Consider the following 19,051-nt stretch of genomic DNA (forward strand, 5'->3'; position numbering starts at 1 on the left):
AAATTGACTTGGTGCAATAAAAAAACAAACATTATTTTTATACTTTTTAAAAAAATCATTAAACCAGGATTCAAAAGCGTTCCATTCAGCCATACTGAAACCGATCCTATAAGTAACTAAATTATCGGGAAAAATAATTGAGTTACTTAGAAGATCAAGAACAGATTTGGAATACCCACCACCTCATGACCTTTTGTAATTAGGCGTGATCCTATCTCTTCGGTGAGCTTTTCAATTCCTCCGCCAATGGGAATGCCTTTAACTGCTACAAATGCTATTTTCATCTCAGGTTCTCAATTAAAAAAGGATCTCTTTTGGTATCCATGCGATTAAAAAACAATGCTGCAAAATCAGACCAGCAGCCATTTCCAAACCGGAACCACTTTAATTGTGTTGTCAATCACAGTTTCATCATCCCAGGTGACAATAGTTCCCGAAGAAACAGACAACTCATCCATTGCACTGACAAGTCCTTTAACCTCACGATCAAAGGTTTTTATATCCGACATTGTCCAGCAGACCTGGATCAGTTCTACCTTGTTTGTAATTTTATGGCGGGCAAAAAAATCTGTTTCATATCCCTGTCTGGTATTTACATATTCCACATCAAAATTATTTCTGCGCAAATGCATAAAGACCATGTTTTCAAGAAGTAATCCTGCATCCGAAGAGTTGCGAAAAGTCATGGCATTTAAAAGGCCGGTATCAATTGTGTATATCTTGACAGGATTCAACTGCCTTGCTTTTTCTGAACGGGTATGGATGGGTACTTTTGAAAACAAAAAAGCATCAACCAAGTGGTCAAGATATTCATATAAGCTGTTTTTAGTACATTTAACAGACATGCTTTTTAATGTATTGTAAAATTTATTGACACTGAATTTTCTGCCCGAAGAGATCATAATATTACGAATTAGATATTTAATGGCAACGATATTGCTGACTTTATGACGTTCAATGATATCTTTGAGCAGTACAGAGTCAATATATCCCTGCAATATTTCAATTCGCAGATTATGGTCGATATTCTGCACTTCAGGGAAACCACCAATTTCAAAATAATTTTTTACAGCCTTTCGTAAAATAGATGCAGTTTTTGCTCCAAATATTTTGGGCTTATCCTTAAAAAGCCCATGAAACATTAAAAATTCATAAAAGCTAAATGGAAAAATCTCTATTGTAAGAGAACGTCCCCTTAACCCGGTTGCAATTTCCTTACTCAAAAGCTTTGATGAAGAGCCGGTTAAATAAATCTGCACATTTTCAGTATCAATTAACCGCCTGATAAAAATCTCCCATTGATCAATGCGTTGAATCTCATCAAAGAAAAAATAAGATGTTTGATTCCTATTTTCCGGATATTTAGAATAATATACATCAAGGATTTCCTGAAAATGATCAAGCTTAAACTCAAGAAGACGATCATCTTCAAAGTTAAGGAATAAAATTTCATTTTTTTTTATTCCTGTTTTAAGAAGTTCATGAATTTTTTGGTAACAAAACCAAGTTTTTCCGACACGCCTCATGCCAATAACAACATCAGCTTTTCCTTTTATTTGTGGAAAAACATTTAATCTTGATAAGGGTACCGGCAGGTTCCGCTCATGGAAATCATCAATAAGTTGTGATAATTGCTCTTTCATATTCAATATTTATCTCTTTTTTAGAGACAAATCAAATAAAATCTTTCTTTTTTTTAAATATAATTCCGCCACCAATGGGGATGCCTTTAACTGCTACAAATGCTATTTTCATGTTATTTTTTTTTACAATCGTAATTTTTTGAACTCATTTTTTATTCGCAACCTGATAGAATAACTTGTTTAAAGCATCAAGATGGTTTTGCAGATCATGATGCTCAGTAACATGTTTATTAGCTGTTTTGCCCATTTCAATTGTTTTTTCCGGATGATCAAGTAAAATATCAATTTTTTCAGCCAGATCTTCAGGATTACCAGATTTAAAATGATATCCAGTTTCTCCTTCAGACACCATTTCAATTAAGCTGCCCAATCTTGAAACTAAGGCAGGTCTTCCACATGACATTCCTTCCAGGACAACATTTGGCTGATTTTCATACCATACAGAAGGAACTATAAAAAAAAGGCTTTTATAAAATAATTGTTTAACCTCTTTTTGATTTTTAAATCCAAGAAAATTGATTCGATTTTTCAATCTGTCAGGAATAGTGGCAATTAGCTCTTGTGCATAGTCAGTATTTTTATCACCAACAATAGATAATACAGCTTTGCTGTTTTTTATTCGTTTAAAGGCTTCAATAATTACATTTACACCTTTTTCCGGACTTATCCGCCCTACATACAAAATACTGTTCCTATCAGGTTCATATTCAAAATTTTTCCTACCCCCACTGATAAATGTAGGAATATGTACAATTTTTTCCTGATTAAAGCCTCCCTTTATCATCTTGCTTCTTGTAAATTGGGATGGGGTTATAAAAAAACTTATATAATTATTGCTACTCCTGATTTTGGATAAGTACATATTAAAAGTTTTTATAACAGCAGCACTCAATGATCGTTGATATCCACCGCAACGATTTTTCAGAATACACCACAACCCTTTTTCCAAACATTCTTCACATGGCTTTCCATCACGAAAAAGAAGATAATTTGCACATATTTTATTAAAATCCGACAATCTCCATATAATGGGAACCTTGTATTTCTTGCAGGCATCAATAATACTATCAGTAAAATATACTGCATTTAAAAAAAGTGCTACATCCGGTTTAACTTGTTCCAGCAATTTTTCAATCTGGTTTTTGGCACTGAAAGAATAAACCATATTCATCCCGTAACACGCTTTCTGATATAATGACATTTCAAACTGATTAAAATAAATATTTTCTGAACCTCCAGGAGGTTGAAGAAAATAATTTTTATACTGTGTCTCTTTATTCTTCAAAAAATTAAGGCAAAAAGGAACAAATTCATGCTCAGTCATATTTTCCATTAAGGAAAACATATATTTTTCAGGACCACCTGTGACAAAATAGTTTCTATTAACGATTAGAATCTTCATAAGGATTGTTCCAAATTATCTCTCAAATCGGCAAGTTACACTTGAAAAGCAAGGGCACTTTTCTAAGAACTACTGAAAATTTTTTTAAAAAAAGAAAAAGGATTCTTAATCCTTCCTGCGTTGAAACAAAATGCAACGAACACATGAATTGGGAATAACACCATATACCCAATCAACGCAACCGGATTGGGTTTTAAACCGGTTAATTGATAGCCAAGTTGCCTTGCCCCTTTTTTACTGAACAGCTCTATGATAAAAATTTCCGTCGAAGAAAGACTTTTTTTCCATTTCTCTGCCAAGGTAGGATCAATACCAGAATGATTGTCTAAAATATGGGATGACATGGAAACCGATACATTAACCATAGCTGGGGCATACTCGATATCAGCGAATTTACATATTCCCTTGAGCTGGTTCTCAGGGTTGTTTACGAAATTTTCATAATGTACATTTATAATTTTTTTATCATTAAATTTTTCTATTGCTTTTAATGCAGCTAAGACTGACCGGTGCCATAAAATACTTTGGGTTATAGGATGATAATTAATCCTTGTCCGTATGATTTCAAACAAAGGCTGTCCTTTTCTAACGCCTGCTTTCCATTTATTTTTCTGGGATAATACAACCGCCCTCGGGTCCCGGATCATATTAATAAATACAGAGTTCGGAAAAAAACTAAGCAAGAGTTCTATATGAAACACATGATTCGGGGTTTGATCTCCAGATCTTTTTTTCCCGTAAAGCTCTGCTTCATGGCGATACAATGCTTTAATTAGAAAGAAAAAGGTTTTCTCGCTGATATCTCCCAATTGTGTCATAACGCTTGAAACGGCTTCGGGATACTCTTCATATTCCGATTTTCGATAGATTCCTTTCCTTTGAACAGTTATGAATTGGTTAATCACATTCTCTATCTTACCGGGGCCCATACCGGATAGTTCTTCATCTGTTATTAATTGATTCTGATACTCACGAATTAAATGGGTTTCATTTAAGATATATGCATCTTTCCCCTTATTTATACATCTTGAAACCAGGGTAGTTCCGGTTCGTGCCATCCCGGTAATGAAAATTATTTTATCACTCATAAAAGCTTACCTAATCCAATCCTATTCCATTGCGGTCAAAGCCAGCAAAGACATTCGATATTTCTGTTTGATTTTTTTAGCCCTGAAAACAATTTGCTTAATAGGGTATTCTGGATGGGGATTTTTCCACACGTATTTTTGAATGTTCAAAGACAGGCCTTTCACCGACACCCCCGACCAGGCCACATCCGAACCCAAAAGAACCTGGGGCATCCTGTTAAATGTCCAGTCATTTTGCCTGACCGTCTTGGATGACCGTATATCAGTGATGTTCCAGTTCTGGATCAGTCTGATAGTTTCCTTTTTGCCGTTATCATACATAACCACATATTCCCCGATTTCCCAGTTTCTGTAACCGGGTTCTTCTAACAGGCAGGTATGAAAAAAAGCCAGTGCCCCGACTTTCCTGGAGCCAAGATTTATGGTTATCCTGTCAATGGGATTGATATTCCCCTCCCCGTCATAACCGACAACCAGGCAGCCGCCACCCCCGTCTTTATTTTGTGGAATCTCAAAGCCAAAACCATTAGAATCCCTTTTGCCGGGTTTAAAATTCCGGAGATCGGCGTAAGGGCCCATATCCAGAAAGCCGCTGCCATCACCGGGAATATCATCCAGGATCGACTCATTGGCATATGGTTTCAGGGAAATAATTCCTGGTTTTCCGACATCTTCCTGCTGTCTTCCTTTTAATATTTGTGAAAGCCCCAGAATATCCTTGTCGTCTTCCGGGATTATATGATTTGAAGACCAGCCACAGATGGAGGTATATAATGTCGTAGCAGCAGGAGAAAGCGTTCGCCAGAATCCAAAGTCCGTTCCAATAATCCCGGCGCACTTGTATTTTTTCACATCTTCAGCCATGGCGCATGACGCCTCTGGATTATGCCAGGTGCCGCCAAAGACCTTGAATCCTTTATCAGCGAAATATTTCAAAGAACTGTAATCTTCAGCTTTTTTATAATGCCAGTCAAAGACCATGATGTCTTTAGAAATCAAATCGACTGCTTTATAGGTGTCTCCGGAATTATACAGGGGATTTCCGCTGTTTACCCCGCCGTTGCCAAGTTTTTTCTCCCATTTTTTGAAATCCAGAAGCATGTCTCCGGCCATCATTGTCTCCACTTGTCTTGAGGATAGCCATTTTTGGATCCGGTTCACGGTATCCGACAATATCAGGTGACTCTGTATACCTGAATTCTTTTCATAAATGGAAAGCCCCCTTATTTCATCATGACCAATCAATATCCCGGATGGATTATAATTTTCAATAATTTCATCATATAAAGAAAACAGGATTTGATAAGAAGTTTCCTTGAACGGATTATAAAAAGTCGAACCATCTGCAATATCAAGTCCGGAGAAATCCTCTGTACTGAATTTACTGATCATCCCACCCCATACATCCATATGAAGACTGCGGGCATAGGATGCCAGTTCTGCCATTTCTTTTTTGGACCAGTAATTTTTGAATGTATTCTTTTTCCATTTAAGAAGATCCTGGGGCTGGTGCCAGAATACAATCATGTTGACCCGCGCTATAGACAATGCATCTATATACCTTTTGAATAGCTCTTGGTCGAGTCTGGGTGACGGCAGCATAGCGATGAGCATCCCCCTAGTTTCCAAATCCGGCCAGTCACGGAACTTTCCACATTTGGCCCGCCATTGTCCTTCCTCCTTTTGAAACATGCTCAGCAGTTTGTAAACCCCGTAAAGCCTCCCCCTTTTATCTGAACTATGAATGATTATCCTTTTTTTGTTTATATTGATTTCAAATCTTTCCTTGCCGCTATTATCGCCTATTTTGACAGTCCGATCCAAGTCGCTAAAAATGATTCCTTCAGGTGTTGATATATTCTCCTGCAAAGGCTGAATAATACACCTGGTTCCTGCCATTCTCAAAAATTCTTTTGAAAGGATCTCCATTTCCATCCCGTTTTGATCAGTAAAAATGTTGATTTTGCCGGGAAGAGCAAAAGATCCTTCATCCATTCTTTCATCCTTGCAAGGGATTGAAAAAAGACCGGTGGTGTCAAACCGGTCTTTGTTTTCTTGATTTAGCTGGGCAATATTAGGGCTGAAAGATATAAAATTTTCGGAAAACCTATGCTGATCAGCCACCGGGGGTAGCGACGGCCGCAAAAAACTGATCTTGTACTTAAAAGTATAAGTTTTCCCTGTCTCAATCCCCTTGACATTACTGCCGAAATAAAAACTTTTTGTTTTATCCCATGGAATGTTACGAAAATCCGCAAGTATTATTGAATTGGCCTTTGACAGGTCAGACAGTTCTATATCACATAGTTCAGACCTTATGGTCACTGTTTGTTTGTTTTTTAAAAGTATTCTTTTATCAATTGTTCTTGGTTTCTCCGGCAGTTCTTTTATCTCTTTAAAGGAAACCGGATAAGCAGACACTTTTGAACCCTTGAATATACCGCTGTTCAGTTTAAAAATATCATATGAAAAATTCCCTCTTCTTGCTTGGCTGACAAGATTAATTTCAAGTATTATGGATTGAAAATCTGTCTTGGCATAACGAATAGAATAGTCAATTCCCGTTTCTTTGTTGCTGCCTGCAATTTTATAACCCCAGCGTGTTTCTTGAGACAATTTCCCTTTAAGAACTCCCCTCCACGGCCCGGTGCCAATCCTCTCTCTTGAACCTGTTAAACCTCGTTTATAAAATGAGAAAAAACTGCCCAGACTCATTAATACCGGGATACCTTTATAAAAGACCCTTGCCCCTTTTTTCTTATCAACATTCAACACTAAGTCGGCGTTATCAAGATCCGCAGCATAAGTGCAGGTAACGGAGTTTAAAACAAACGCCATAAAAACGGTCAACATAGTTTTTTTTAGCAATAACATCGTGTTATCGAATAATTTCTATCTACTGGTTCTCGTAGGTTGCTTTTCCGTATCTCTTATAAGCCAGCTTTTTAACCATTCTCTTGGGGAGAAACGCCTTTATAAAAAGGAGTGCGGTCATCCGCAGGATGAAATACAAAAAAGACACAAATGCAAGAAAAACCGGCCGGGTATGCCGCATAGCAAAACGATACCGTGTCCGCCAGAAACTGCTTGACCGGACATTGAAAAGCGCCTTTAGATTTTCCTTAAATGAATTTTCAACAAAAAAACTGAACAGGTAATTTTTGCCCTGGGACGTGTAAAGCACGGCCTTCGTATCCACAATTACTTTATGTCCGGCGTTTCCAGCCTTTAAAACGAAATCCATATCGCCCATATGATGGGGAAAATGTTTATTGTCAAAAAGGCCGACCCGGTGGAAAACCTTTTGGGGAATCAACATGGCATAACCCGATTCAAGCTCGGATTCAATATGCCTTTCTTTTACTTCTGATGCGAGCGAGTTATGAAATCTCGCCGGGGTCTTATATCCCAGAAATCCGGATCTGTATCTTCCTGCAGAAAGAATGACGGCCCGGTTCAGTTCATAACAGATCAGACAGCAGACTATATGATCTGGATACTGCTTTGCCGTTTCAAGCATGTTTTCCAGAAAATCATTTTCAAAATCAACATCATCATTCAACGTCAGAATATAGTCAAGATCATTTTCCAAAGCATATTTGACCCCCAGGTTTGTTGCCCCTGTCCACCAAAGGTTTCCATCCCCCTGTAAAACTTTTACCTGGGGATGAAACTTGTGGACGGCCTGAAAAGTCCCGTCTGTTGATCCGTCGTCAACAAGAACGATTGTTACCTCAAATTTTTCCTGTTTTATCTTGTTAAGCTTATCCAGACACATAAGTGTAATAGCTTTCCTGTTGTAAGCCGGTATGACAATAGCGATCCTGTCCATTAATAAAATCCTTTATTCCTGAATGTATCCGGGAGGTCAGCACCACCACCAAGCAATTTTCCCAGGATATTTTTTTGTTTAACGCGGACTATCATTATTTTGGGTCATTTTTTTAAAATCCCCGCAAGGGTTTCGCGCCCGGCTTCCAGTGACAGGCAGACCCTGAACTTTTTAAACGCTGAATTTCCAATGCGGTTTCCGATTTCCGGGCTGCTGACAATATCGATTATTTTTTCAACCAGTTTTTCAGATGAATCCGCAATACAGATACTCTCACCGTCAACAAAAGGTAATCCTTCCGCACCGATAGGAGTACTGACAACAGGCGTCCTGCACGCGGCGCTTTCAATAATTTTCGTCCGTACGCCGCTACCAATCAAAATGGGCACAATATTGGCTGAAGCTCCGAGAACATAGGGAATAACCGATTCCACACGGCCTGTAAGAATAACGTTTTTACAATCCTGTACCAGAATTTTCAACATAGTATATTCCGGTGTGTTTTCAGAAGGGAGCCTGCCAACTATATACAAGTGCAAAGAAGGTAACTCTAAACTGATTTTAGGCCAGAGCTCTTCCAGCATAAACACTGCTGCGGAATAATTCTGATAAGAATTCAGTCCTCCAATCATACAGATATAATGGCAGCCGGGTTCAAAAGAAATCTCGTCTTTAATTTTTTCTTCATCAAAATAATAGGGAAGAAGTTCCAGGCGGTCCCGGGGAATAAAGGTTTTATATTTTTCAATGTCCCCGCTACTGATGCAGAATATTTTATCGGCTTTTGGGAAGAAATACCGTTCATGCAGCATTTTGAAAAACAGCATTGGAAGCTGGATAGTTTTTCTCACTATTCCGGACATGTTTTGCCATATCAGTAGATCCAGATGAAACTGATAATTATGAGAACCGTAATAGACCGGCAGGTTAAACTGCTTTAAAAAGGGGATCAGGTGACCAATATAACCGAACTCCAGCCATATCAAATCCGGTTTTTCATTTTCAATGACCTCCCTGAGCCCGGATTTGACCTCCTTGAAGGGCCGGAGGATCCCCATCCAATGCTTCAGATACCGGAACATTGGAGATGTATGGGTTTTTTCAATCACAATATGGTTGGTTCTTTCCAGGCCGCATTTTTCAAGAGCAGTGTCTGCTGCTGTCTTATCCTCACAGATAAACACACAGCTCAGTCTGCAGATTCCGTTCATGCATTTCAAAAGATTATTAATTCTTACGGTAATCCCGGAATCGGCCCGGTATGGGATATATTTTGTAATGAATAAAACTTTTATCATTGTTTTTTCTATTTTAAGAGAATCAAAGGGATTGTTTTAAGGCAAAAAGGATATGATAGGGAAATCCAGTCCAACATTGAGTCTGCTTTTGATATTACTTGAAATGAAAGGCGGACCTGACAAACATCGCTGCTTTCTTCTGCCTGTCCAGCTTAAGACGCGAATCTTTGCGCCTGACATTTTTTAACCAGAGAAAGATACCATATACCCCATCCAGCATTCGGGCGCATAGCATTTTGGTGATCCCATAGTTTTTCCTGAAAAAATAATATTTGGATTCCAGGTAATAGCTCGACACCATCGTACCCATCATCGCTTTTTCTGTAGTTTTGGCGCTTTGCCCCCCGTAATGAATGATTTTTGATTCTGAATAAAAAAAGGTTTTATATCCTTTTTTATAGGCCCTATAGCAGAAATCCGTTTCTTCAAAATACATAAAAAATTTATCGTCCAGGCCGTTTAACTCATTAAAGACATTGGACCGAATCAGCAGGGAGCAGCCCATGGCAGAATCAACATGTCTGGTATCAGCGTAATCCCAATATCTTATCCGCCCCCGGTTGAACAATTTAACCTTGGGAAACAGGATGTGAAGCCTCAGGTACTCGACAAACATGATCCATAGACTGGGAAAAAAATCACAATTATATTGCAAACCTCTTTTTTCGTCCAGGTTCATGGGCGAGGCAATCGCCGCATCCGAACTCTGCTCCATATACTCAAATAACTTGTCAATGGCCCGGTCCAGAATGAGGGTGTCCGGATTGAGCATAAAATAGTACCGCCCATTTGCCTCCTTGAACCCCTGGTTATTGCCATGGGCAAACCCGTTGTTACCCTGGTTCTGGATAAGGATAACATCCGGATGTTTTGCCTTAATCATATCTATGGAATCGTCCCGGGAGGCGTTATCCACTACGATAATTTCAAACCGGGCCCTTGTTTCCTGTTTGATGGAAGTGATGCATTCATCAAGCATTTTGCAGGTGTTATAATTAACAATGACGATTGAAATATCCATTAGTGAATTTATCCCACTTTCAAAAGATTAAATCCCCCTATAAAAGGGTATGAACTTGACTCAAAAAAAATTTGGCGACTATCTGAGTTTATTTTTTCTTGAATGTCAAAGTAAAAATACTACAATTACATGAAGTTAACTTGAATAAACTTAAGTTGAGCTCACCCAGAATAATTATTTTTAAATAATATTTCCCAAAGGACCAACTACCGTAGCACCATCGGGTATATCAAAGTTCACAACAGCATGTGCTCCGATAGTTACATCATCTCCGATGGTAACATTACCGATTATTGTGGCATTACAACCAATATAAACTCTATCACCGATACGAGCCCCACCATTTGCAATTGTGACGTTATGAAAAATAATCGGGTCATCCCCAATTACGGTGTCTTTATGCATTACTACACCTGTTGATTGCCACTTTATTCGGAGGAAAATTTTCTAATTATTTTGAGGCACTAATTTTTTTGCATTTTATTTACAAATAAGGATGTCGCTACGCTCCATTGATTTTATTGGGTTTTTTAAGGCATGGGCAGGAAAACTTGAATAATTCTCTCAAACTACATGTTTTCAATTTTCATACAATTTCTATATTTTGTGATGTCCAAGCTACGCTTTTTCAAATTATATTCAACCAAATATCAGGCAACTGATGTGACCCGAAAGATTATATTTCTTTATATATCGGCTGGTTACAAGATCAATTATATTTTGATACGACTCCAAATAAATTGAAATTTTATTTGGGATAAAGTTTACATAACATGAGTCAAAGCATCAAAAGTCTGAACTTTTCCAAATTAAGTTGCCATCGTTTTTGAATTATTTCCCTTTAAAATCAGAAAATCATGAAGCAACTGGTGTTTCAAATAAAATAAAAATCTCTGAAATTGTATCATTTATTTTGAGAAAAAAATCCGATTTTGCATTCAAATAAACTAAAAAATAACAACACCAAACCCACCGTGTGGAAGATCAAGGCGCTGCCCTATACAAACCCCTGGTGGGATATAAACTCGAAATAGAAGAGTGTTGATGTATTTTAGAATATATGCTAATTTTTTATAATTCTTTTGATATAAATAATGAGCAGAATAGTATATTTTCTCAACACCCCAATTGTTATTTGGCACCCATCTTTTATTCTGATTTTTTTTCAGCATTCTAAATATCTGTCTACTGTATTAAAAATTTTTATGATTCTATACTCGTCCACTTAATTTCCCTTCTTGAATACTAAGCCTAGCTAAAACAGCAAAAAATATCCCGAACAAAATGATAGTGCTCGTCTGTAATAAAAAATCCAGCGTGGCCATGACTGAAAAAGATAAAACAAAATAAGCCAAAATCTCAGGATATTTATCCCTATATTTAAAGCATTTCTGCATAACCGTGATTGCCATGGCCATAAACCACAAAATCCCCAGAAGACCGTTTTCATAAAAAAAATGGATAACCCCGATATCGGCCTTGTAAATGCCTTTGTTTCTCAGTCTTGCAGCAGGATTCTTTTCCCAGTTCAGGTTCTCATACCCAAATCCCCAGATGGGAGATTCAGTAATTTTCTCCAAGTAATATTCATATGATATGAGTCTGGCAAGGTAATTCCCCTGTTTTTTACTTACTTCAGTAATAGTTTGTTCCACTACCCCGATTTGGGTTAAAGCCTTGCCTGCCAGAAAAAAACCGGGCAAAAACAGGATCAACAATAAAAACATTGTTAGTATCCACCTGGGCGATTTGTTCTTCATAACGACAAAGATCAAGACACCGGAAAGAAACATTCCAAATATGAGCATCCGGGTCTGGATGACAAAAAAAACATAACCTGAAATAAACAGAAATATTATAAAGTATAAGGAACTGGGTTTTTTTAAAAATTTGACAAAAGAGAGGATGCAGGCCAGAGAGATCACATGATACCCCACGCTGAACCGCAATCTTCCGCTTCTTAGATTCATATATTTTTCAGCATCCACAAACAACAGGTTCTTTTTAATAACAAAAAGGTCTATGAGCAAAACAGCTATCAGCAGCAATGCCATGCCAATGATATACTTGCATAGTTTTTCTATGCTGATATTTTGCCCGGTCACCGCAAAAAATACCAGAACCAACAGATGAAATTTAATGGCTTTTATCCCAAGCAGCATGGACTGCCCGTTCGCATAAGCGGTAACAATGCCTAAAAAAAATAAGGCGCACAGGCACATGGTCAAGATACCGGGAAATCCCCCGAATTTAAGTCGCCCCCTAACCACCTGTTCCGCACCGATTAAAAATACAGTAGGAAGCAGGATAAGAGGATAGTTTTCATAGTCCCCGATCTGCGGTATCAGGTAAAAAAAATCAAAATTGGCACAGATTAGAATACAGATGAACAGTTCCGTATTTTTAGTATAAAGAAACCGTAATAAAACATACATCAAACAACCAATGGCACCGAAAAGAATCATTTAAGTCATATACTCCTTTCTTTTTTAAATTTAAGAATTATTTGTTTTATCTCTTTAAGAGGTATGTGAAACAATAAAATATAGCCAATATAAACGATCGTTCCGATCAGGCTTGAAGTGACAAGCCAAAGATATGGATTATCTGGTGCCGTTACGGTTGCTGTCCATCTGCCGGCGATAACTAAAAGAATTCCTGCAACGAGCGGTTGAACAAAAGAATGAGACAATAATTTTACCGGAGAAATTTTCAGGACATGGGGCAGGAAATACACATGATAAGTGAAAAAAACAAGTCCGTAATAGGTTAACGTTGAAATGGCCACCGCCCCCACCCCAAGCTTGGGCGTGAGAAACCATGCTGTAGTAATTGATATAGCGGCAGAAAGCGGGCTTGTGATCATCAAAAGCTTTATTTTACCGGACCCCATAACAACACTTGCTACCGGTCCTAGGTAATAATTTAAAAAAGATAAAAGCCACAGGGCGAGCCAGGGTGCAAGTTTTGCATATTCTGCGCCAACGTAAATGGTAAGCAGACGGTCAGAAACCATGATCAAGCCGAAAATCAATAATGCCAGAATAGTCCATAAATATTTTGTCCCTTTAAAAATTATGGTTTCGATTAATTTCTGATCAGAAACAGCAACCGCGTTTGAGGACAAAGGAAGGAGGGTTCTGGAAATAGCGCCCTGAAATGCCATCAAAATGCCAGTGATGCCGAAAAGCACACGATATTCTGCAGCACTGGCAACACCATGCATAGAGTTCACCGAAAGAATGATTGGCCTCAACTGTATAATGGATGTCAATGAAATGCCAATAATCAAAAGACCCAGACCGAAGGTAAGAACTTCTTTGAATTCCGCCCAGAACCATCCAGGGACAAAAGTCCTTCGCAAAGGAATGTGCTTTCGCCATTTCCAGAGGTTGACAGGAATTATTATTTTAGATCCAGCCAAAATCAGCAAATAAAACCATACAATATCAAGGTTCATCCAGATGGCTGCCAAGGTTATTACAATTACTAAAAATTCCTTGGCAATATTGACTTTTTCAAGCCAGGCAATCTCCTGGGCGCCTGCCAAAAGCTGCTCCACGACGGAAAACGGCCAGGTCAAAAAAGTACCAAAAGCGGAAATAATAAAAATAATCTTAAGATCGTGTACTTTATCATGTGGGACTTTAAAAAAATCCAGCCCCCAGAATGCCAGTATGATAAATATGGCTGCATTGATAAAACCAATGAAGCCATAAAAACTGAAGCTGCTTCGGGAAGCTTTTTCAATGGAAGTTATCTGTCCAGTACCGAGCCAGACTGCCGTATGCCTTATCATTCCAGTGGGCAAGGCCAAATTGGCGATACTCATATACCCGCTTAGAGACATGGCAAGAACCACAAGCCCGTATTCAACCTTCCCGTAATAGCCGAGAATAATAGGAATGCTGAAAAACTTAATCAGCATGGTCATAAACCTGGCGCCAATGGACCATACAAGATTCTTGGCAACAAGTTTCAAGGGTTTTACCGGGTTGGGCACAGAGCTTGGAAAAGAATCACTCATCGATTTTTAGTTTTGTATTGTTTCAATAAATGTCTATATATAACTGTCAAATCACGACTCATTGGCAAAATTTCTTCTGTCCATTGGGAAGTACTGACTGCAATAGGGTGGTAACCTCGGACACATAATGGTTTCCACTTTTCCTTTGACCACGTTTCTATTGTATCAAAATTAGTATTTTTAGGTTTCATACCTTCAAACTCAGTTACAAAACCCTTTGCATTATTTCTAACAATATAACCATCTGGGACATCGAGTACTACGTCGGGATAATATTTTGACACGGATGTATCAAACCGTGGTTTAACATGACTGGTTATACCATGTTTTTTTGCTGTCTCATCATTATTTATTCTATCTGATATCTGATGTGAAAGATCTATTATATCCTTTTGTGCGACAATACCATTGAATCTTCCTTCATCATTAACATAAATACCTCTACCCCAGTCTCCCCTGGGCACACAGAATGCGACAGATATGTTTGGATCAAACACAAAAAACTGTTCTGAGAGCAGACCTGTACTTTCCTTTTCTGGAATTCTTTTTTTATGGCTAAGAATTCTTTTCTTAAGGGTTGAAGGAATATTAGACTTGACTAAGTCTTTCATATATCGAACAGCTTGATTGATTATTTTTTTTTGCTTTTTTTGCTGTTTTGCCTGGAAACCATTATTTTGTAAAAAATGATTAACATCCACTTCAAAACTTGATTTTACTTCACTATGGTCAGATACAAAAATAACTTCCGCATCTTTAAAAGACTCAACTAGTGTTTTTATCTGCTCGTCGAATTCTTGATAATAATTCTTCGACATTTTTAATAAATTATTATCAAGAACTTTTTCCCCTTTTAATTCTCTTTCTAATTCAGGTATTGTAAAAAATTCCACCATAACAGAAGACGTTTTGTAGACAACAAATCCAAAATCGACTTTTTTCTCTTTTGATAATTGGATAAAAGCCTCTGTTCTTTTTTGATTTTTTTTTTGAAAACGAGAGAAAACTTCATCTACTGTTAGAAGATTCTTTTCAAAAAGATCTGCCATCCGCTCATCGACTATATAATCAATGCTTTGAAGGTATTTTACTATATCTCTTGGATAACAAAGCTCTTCAGTGACTTCTTGAACGACCTTTGCCCCACCTCCTCCTCCTGAAACAAAAAATCCATTAACCTTTGGCGCAGGAAATGTTGTTGGAACATTCATTATTCCAACTTTATATCCTCTCTCGTTTAAAACTTGCCAAATCGGTTTTATTTCTGCCCCCCAACCTGGCATCTTTTCGATATTAAATTTTATAGTCCAATCCAAACTCCCGTTTAATAGCGGTAGATCATATAAAGCACCTGTGTCAATAGCATGTTCTCCGGTAAAAATTTCGACCCATCCACGACTTAATAAATCTAACTTTAAATCAAGCCGGTTTCCTTTTTCAATTAAAGACTCAATATATGGGGTCCATCCTCTTTTAAATGTCTCTATACTGGCACCGTCCATGCCTATAATTAAAGTTTTCAAATTATCCCTCCTTTAAGCAATTTTTAATAACTGCTGACATGTTCCCCAAAATGCTATCCTGGCTGAATATGGGATTGGATCAAATGGGTCAGTTTATCGATAAACTTGCATTTATAAGAAACTAAACTTTCAAGCCGTTTAGTCATGGATGCTTGGATATCCGTTAAATTTCTCAAAAAATTCTCCAGCCCATTAATCACAGTTTCTATGTCATCGGTTTGCAGTTCAGCACCATAAGGATAATCTAATTCCTCTTTGAAAAGTCCCTTAAATTTCCGACTGTAGGCTAAAGGATATATTGGAACTCCTGAAGAATACCCGGCAATACAGCAATGCATTCTTGATCCTATCATCAAATCAAGTCCTGAAATAAATGATTTTGCTTCTACAGGTGAATAAAAAAACGGAGCAAGGCCGCAAAAAGGATATTTATTTACAAGCAATTTACCCACTCTGTAGTCATCTTCAATATGGTAAGTTGGACCATCTAGTACATGCGGAACAATTATTACTTTACAATTCTCCTGATGCAATTTTTCTATGGTTTTCGATATCAATTTTTGATAATCAGCTTTGAGCCCAAACTGGTTAGTGCCGGTATATCCGCCATTCCAAAGCAATCCTGAAGGGTTTACCCCAACAAAAAGTTGAGAATGTTTACTTTTATTTGGCATATAATTCATAAAAAAAGCCATATCGATGGTTCTGCTGACACATTCCCTTTTTGCAAATTCGACTGCTTTTTCGTAACTGATGGGATCTCTGGCGAAAACATGTGTGGCATAAGACAGGCTATTGGCTGCAATTTTTTTTGCCCTGTTGCTATTGAACGGCCCTATTGTCTGGGGAAGAAATATCAACGGTTTTCGGCCCTCCTTTATCCTTGAATGATATCTTTCAAACAAAGCCGGACGTTGTATGCCATATATATCGCTAAAACTGTCGCCGCCAGCAATTTCAAAAAACACATCACAATTACTTAAGGATTTATTAAAATGCTTGATGGAAGCTGACTGCCTTTTCAACATTGCCCTAAACTTTGTCCGGGTTGTTATAACAGGAGGAACGCATTTTATTTTATTTTCATCTAAATTGCTATAAATAAGCAATGATTGAGCATGAATATCTTTAAACAAGATATAATTAAAGTTCAATTTTAAACTTTTAGCTATTTCTTCAAGTAATAAAATTGCACTATAAGTTAATGCGTTGCACCCCATATTTCCGCTATCTAAATCTGCAGTCAATAATCCTATGTTTATATGGCCCATATTACCCTCGTTAAACTCCGTTTTTTCTCACTTCAACATTCAGTGTTTACATACTTTTATTCATCAATGAGATGCCGTCCGCTCATAAGGTATTTTAAGTTCAGGTGTAAGTTCAGTGTAAGTTCAGTGTAAGTTCAGGTGTAAGTTCAGGTGACACCATACATAATTCTTTTAATCAGATTTGAGACATGAAATTTTTGTATCCAGTCTCTGATGACTTTTCTTTGTGGCCCTCTGTGGTTTTAATCGTTAAGTAGTTTTCGAATGATCTATGAACCGAAAGTTAGATTTAAAAAACGATAAAAAAAAGCCTACCTTTGCTATGATTGTACAAGCCGCCAAATGATCCGTTATTATTTTTAACTATTTTTCTGATGCCTTTTACAAAAAAGTAATTGACATGTTCGTCGGGGTCATAATACTTAACTCCCATGAAATTTATTACTCGATTTTCGTAAGATTCAAATGAGCTTTTTCCACCAGTGCTCCCAGTCTATATACCATTGAACGGTCCTTCGGATGCCTTGTTCAAATGATACTTTGGGTTCATACCCCAGGGCCGAAAAAATCTTGTCCGCATTGATGGCGTACCGCCGATCGTGCCCTGCCCTGTCCTCCACATGGATAATCAAAGTTGCGGATGGTCTGCCAGTTGACGGAGGGGCATTGGGATAACGTCTGGCCAGTTCCGGGAAGGCATCAAACATCTGATCCATGATTGGACATACCAGATTCACGATAGCCAGATTGCATTGTTCGTTGTTTCCTCCGATATTGTAAGTTTCCCCGATTTTTCCTTTATCCAGGATCAGGTCTACCCCCCGGTTATGGTCGTCCACATAAAGCCAGTCCCTGATCTGCTTTCCATCCCCATAAACAGGGATTGGCCTGTTGTTCAGAATGTTGGTGATCATGAGAGGAATAAATTTTTCCGGAAACTGATAAGGCCCGTAATTGTTTGAACAGTTGGATGTGGTGACTTCAAGACCGTAGGTTTCATGGTATGCCCGAACCAGGTGGTCTGAGGCGGCTTTGCTGGCGGCATAGGGAGAATTGGGGGCATAAGGTGTTGTTTCTGAAAACGGTGGATCGGATGAGGTTAAAGTGCCATAAACCTCATCGGTTGAAATATGGTGGAACCGGTGTTCTTTTGGTTTCTTATCCAGCCAAATTCTTCTGGCTGCCTTGAGCATGGAATGGGTACCGATAATATTGGTATTAATAAATTCATCCGGGCCGGTAATGGATCTGTCCACATGGGATTCTGCAGCAAAATGCACGATGGTATCAATATCATATTTTTCCAGCAGGGTTTCTACAAGTTCCTGATCCAGTATATTGCCATGGACAAATTCAAATTTTGAATTTTTTTCTGCCCTGACAAGGTTCTGCCGATTTCCTGCATAGGTCAGGGCATCCAGGATAATCACCCGGTCTCCGGGATATTTATCCAGCCAGTAATATACAAAATTAGTACCGATGAAGCCTGCTCCGCCTGTAACCAGAAGTTTTTTCATTATTCAAGTTCCTTTAACATGGATCTGAGATGAACTCTCCAGTGAACCGGGGTGATCCCTGTCGCCTGCCACATGCTGCGTTTATCAAGGATGCTGTAAAATGGCCTCTGGGCAGTTGCCGGGAACTGGTCTGAAGGCACCGGGGTAATAGGGATTGATCTTTCTAACAATCCTGCAGCAACAGCCTCTTCCTGAATGGCCACAGCAAAATCATACCATGAGGCTGCCCCTGCATCCGTCCAATGAAAAGTTCCAAAAAGGTCTTTTTTAATGGATGCCCATACGGCCCTGGCAAGTCCCCTGGCCCATGTCGGCGTCCCGACCTGTTCATCGATAACGGACAGGCTCTGTTTCTCCTTCATCAGCTTTAACATGGTTTTTACAAAGTTGACACCGTGGGAAGAATACAGCCATGCCGTCCGGATGATC

At 38.3% G+C, this 19,051-nt stretch carries 15 protein-coding genes; all 15 read right to left on the reverse strand.

Translation table 11 applies throughout. The features are described from left to right. Positions 1–146: 146 nt before the first annotated feature. Positions 147–284, reverse strand: a complete 138-nt coding sequence (locus K8S13_RS19780; RefSeq protein ID WP_291465291.1) for a hypothetical protein — start codon at positions 282–284, stop codon at positions 147–149. A gap of 66 nt (positions 285–350) precedes the next feature. After that, the gene (locus K8S13_RS19785; protein ID WP_291465292.1) at positions 351–1,643 is read right to left on the reverse strand and encodes an ATP-binding protein; all 1,293 of its coding nucleotides are present in this window, start codon (positions 1,641–1,643) and stop codon (positions 351–353) included. A gap of 145 nt (positions 1,644–1,788) precedes the next feature. Then, positions 1,789–2,976, reverse strand: a complete 1,188-nt coding sequence (locus tag K8S13_RS19790; protein ID WP_291465294.1) for a glycosyltransferase family 4 protein — start codon at positions 2,974–2,976, stop codon at positions 1,789–1,791. A 131-nt stretch (positions 2,977–3,107) separates the two neighbouring features. Further along, positions 3,108–4,133: a sulfotransferase gene (locus tag K8S13_RS19795; RefSeq protein WP_291465296.1), complete on the reverse strand. Its 1,026-nt coding sequence runs from the start codon at positions 4,131–4,133 to the stop codon at positions 3,108–3,110. A gap of 21 nt (positions 4,134–4,154) precedes the next feature. After that, on the reverse strand, positions 4,155–6,971 hold the full coding sequence (locus K8S13_RS19800; RefSeq protein ID WP_291465297.1) for a glycoside hydrolase family 20 zincin-like fold domain-containing protein: 2,817 nt from the start codon (positions 6,969–6,971) through the stop codon (positions 4,155–4,157). A gap of 58 nt (positions 6,972–7,029) precedes the next feature. Beyond that, positions 7,030–7,965 (reverse strand): glycosyltransferase family 2 protein, encoded by a 936-nt coding sequence (locus tag K8S13_RS19805; RefSeq protein WP_291465299.1) that lies wholly within the window; start codon positions 7,963–7,965, stop codon positions 7,030–7,032. 104 nt (positions 7,966–8,069) lie between these two features. Continuing rightward, complete coding sequence (locus tag K8S13_RS19810) at positions 8,070–9,263, reverse strand: glycosyltransferase family 4 protein (protein WP_291465300.1); 1,194 nt, start codon at positions 9,261–9,263, stop codon at positions 8,070–8,072. Positions 9,264–9,357: 94 nt separating this feature from the next. After that, positions 9,358–10,284, reverse strand: a complete 927-nt coding sequence (locus K8S13_RS19815; RefSeq protein WP_291465302.1) for a glycosyltransferase family 2 protein — start codon at positions 10,282–10,284, stop codon at positions 9,358–9,360. 180 nt (positions 10,285–10,464) lie between these two features. Then, the gene (locus tag K8S13_RS19820; protein ID WP_291465303.1) at positions 10,465–10,689 is read right to left on the reverse strand and encodes a DapH/DapD/GlmU-related protein; all 225 of its coding nucleotides are present in this window, start codon (positions 10,687–10,689) and stop codon (positions 10,465–10,467) included. 806 nt (positions 10,690–11,495) lie between these two features. Further along, complete coding sequence (locus K8S13_RS19825; protein ID WP_291465305.1) at positions 11,496–12,749, reverse strand: O-antigen ligase; 1,254 nt, start codon at positions 12,747–12,749, stop codon at positions 11,496–11,498. Positions 12,750–12,754: 5 nt separating this feature from the next. Beyond that, positions 12,755–14,311 (reverse strand): polysaccharide biosynthesis C-terminal domain-containing protein, encoded by a 1,557-nt coding sequence (locus K8S13_RS19830; RefSeq protein ID WP_291465306.1) that lies wholly within the window; start codon positions 14,309–14,311, stop codon positions 12,755–12,757. Then, positions 14,308–15,834: an alkaline phosphatase family protein gene (locus tag K8S13_RS19835; protein ID WP_291465308.1), complete on the reverse strand. Its 1,527-nt coding sequence runs from the start codon at positions 15,832–15,834 to the stop codon at positions 14,308–14,310. The genes K8S13_RS19830 and K8S13_RS19835 overlap by 4 nt, the downstream gene beginning before the upstream one ends. A 53-nt stretch (positions 15,835–15,887) precedes the next feature. Next, positions 15,888–17,105: a polysaccharide pyruvyl transferase family protein gene (locus tag K8S13_RS19840; RefSeq protein ID WP_367172762.1), complete on the reverse strand. Its 1,218-nt coding sequence runs from the start codon at positions 17,103–17,105 to the stop codon at positions 15,888–15,890. Positions 17,106–17,566: 461 nt separating this feature from the next. After that, positions 17,567–18,622 carry a dTDP-glucose 4,6-dehydratase gene (gene rfbB / locus K8S13_RS19845; protein ID WP_291465309.1) on the reverse strand — a complete coding sequence of 352 codons (1,056 nt, stop codon included), beginning with the start codon at positions 18,620–18,622 and terminating at the stop codon, positions 17,567–17,569. Continuing rightward, positions 18,622–19,051: sugar nucleotide-binding protein (locus tag K8S13_RS19850; RefSeq protein WP_291465311.1), on the reverse strand; the 430-nt coding region annotated here is incomplete at its 5' end. The genes K8S13_RS19850 and rfbB, both read right to left, overlap by 1 nt.

This window comes from Desulfobacula sp. (genome assembly GCF_021107415.1).

What these genes read in the sequence shown, in the direction of transcription:
- K8S13_RS19790 (WP_291465294.1), bottom strand. Translation starts at nt 2,976, where the DNA reads ATGGAAAATATGACTGAGCATGAATTTGTTCCTTTTTGCCTTAATTTT.
- K8S13_RS19780 (WP_291465291.1), bottom strand. Translation starts at nt 284, where the DNA reads ATGAAAATAGCATTTGTAGCAGTTAAAGGCATTCCCATTGGCGGAGGA.
- K8S13_RS19810 (WP_291465300.1), bottom strand. Translation starts at nt 9,263, where the DNA reads ATGATAAAAGTTTTATTCATTACAAAATATATCCCATACCGGGCCGAT.
- K8S13_RS19825 (WP_291465305.1), bottom strand. Translation starts at nt 12,749, where the DNA reads ATGATTCTTTTCGGTGCCATTGGTTGTTTGATGTATGTTTTATTACGG.
- rfbB (WP_291465309.1), bottom strand. Translation starts at nt 18,622, where the DNA reads ATGAAAAAACTTCTGGTTACAGGCGGAGCAGGCTTCATCGGTACTAAT.
- K8S13_RS19840 (WP_367172762.1), bottom strand. Translation starts at nt 17,105, where the DNA reads ATGGGCCATATAAACATAGGATTATTGACTGCAGATTTAGATAGCGGA.
- K8S13_RS19800 (WP_291465297.1), bottom strand. Translation starts at nt 6,971, where the DNA reads ATGGCGTTTGTTTTAAACTCCGTTACCTGCACTTATGCTGCGGATCTT.
- K8S13_RS19820 (WP_291465303.1), bottom strand. Translation starts at nt 10,689, where the DNA reads ATGCATAAAGACACCGTAATTGGGGATGACCCGATTATTTTTCATAAC.
- K8S13_RS19785 (WP_291465292.1), bottom strand. Translation starts at nt 1,643, where the DNA reads ATGAAAGAGCAATTATCACAACTTATTGATGATTTCCATGAGCGGAAC.
- K8S13_RS19815 (WP_291465302.1), bottom strand. Translation starts at nt 10,284, where the DNA reads ATGGATATTTCAATCGTCATTGTTAATTATAACACCTGCAAAATGCTT.
- K8S13_RS19795 (WP_291465296.1), bottom strand. Translation starts at nt 4,133, where the DNA reads ATGAGTGATAAAATAATTTTCATTACCGGGATGGCACGAACCGGAACT.
- K8S13_RS19805 (WP_291465299.1), bottom strand. Translation starts at nt 7,965, where the DNA reads ATGGACAGGATCGCTATTGTCATACCGGCTTACAACAGGAAAGCTATT.
- K8S13_RS19830 (WP_291465306.1), bottom strand. Translation starts at nt 14,311, where the DNA reads ATGAGTGATTCTTTTCCAAGCTCTGTGCCCAACCCGGTAAAACCCTTG.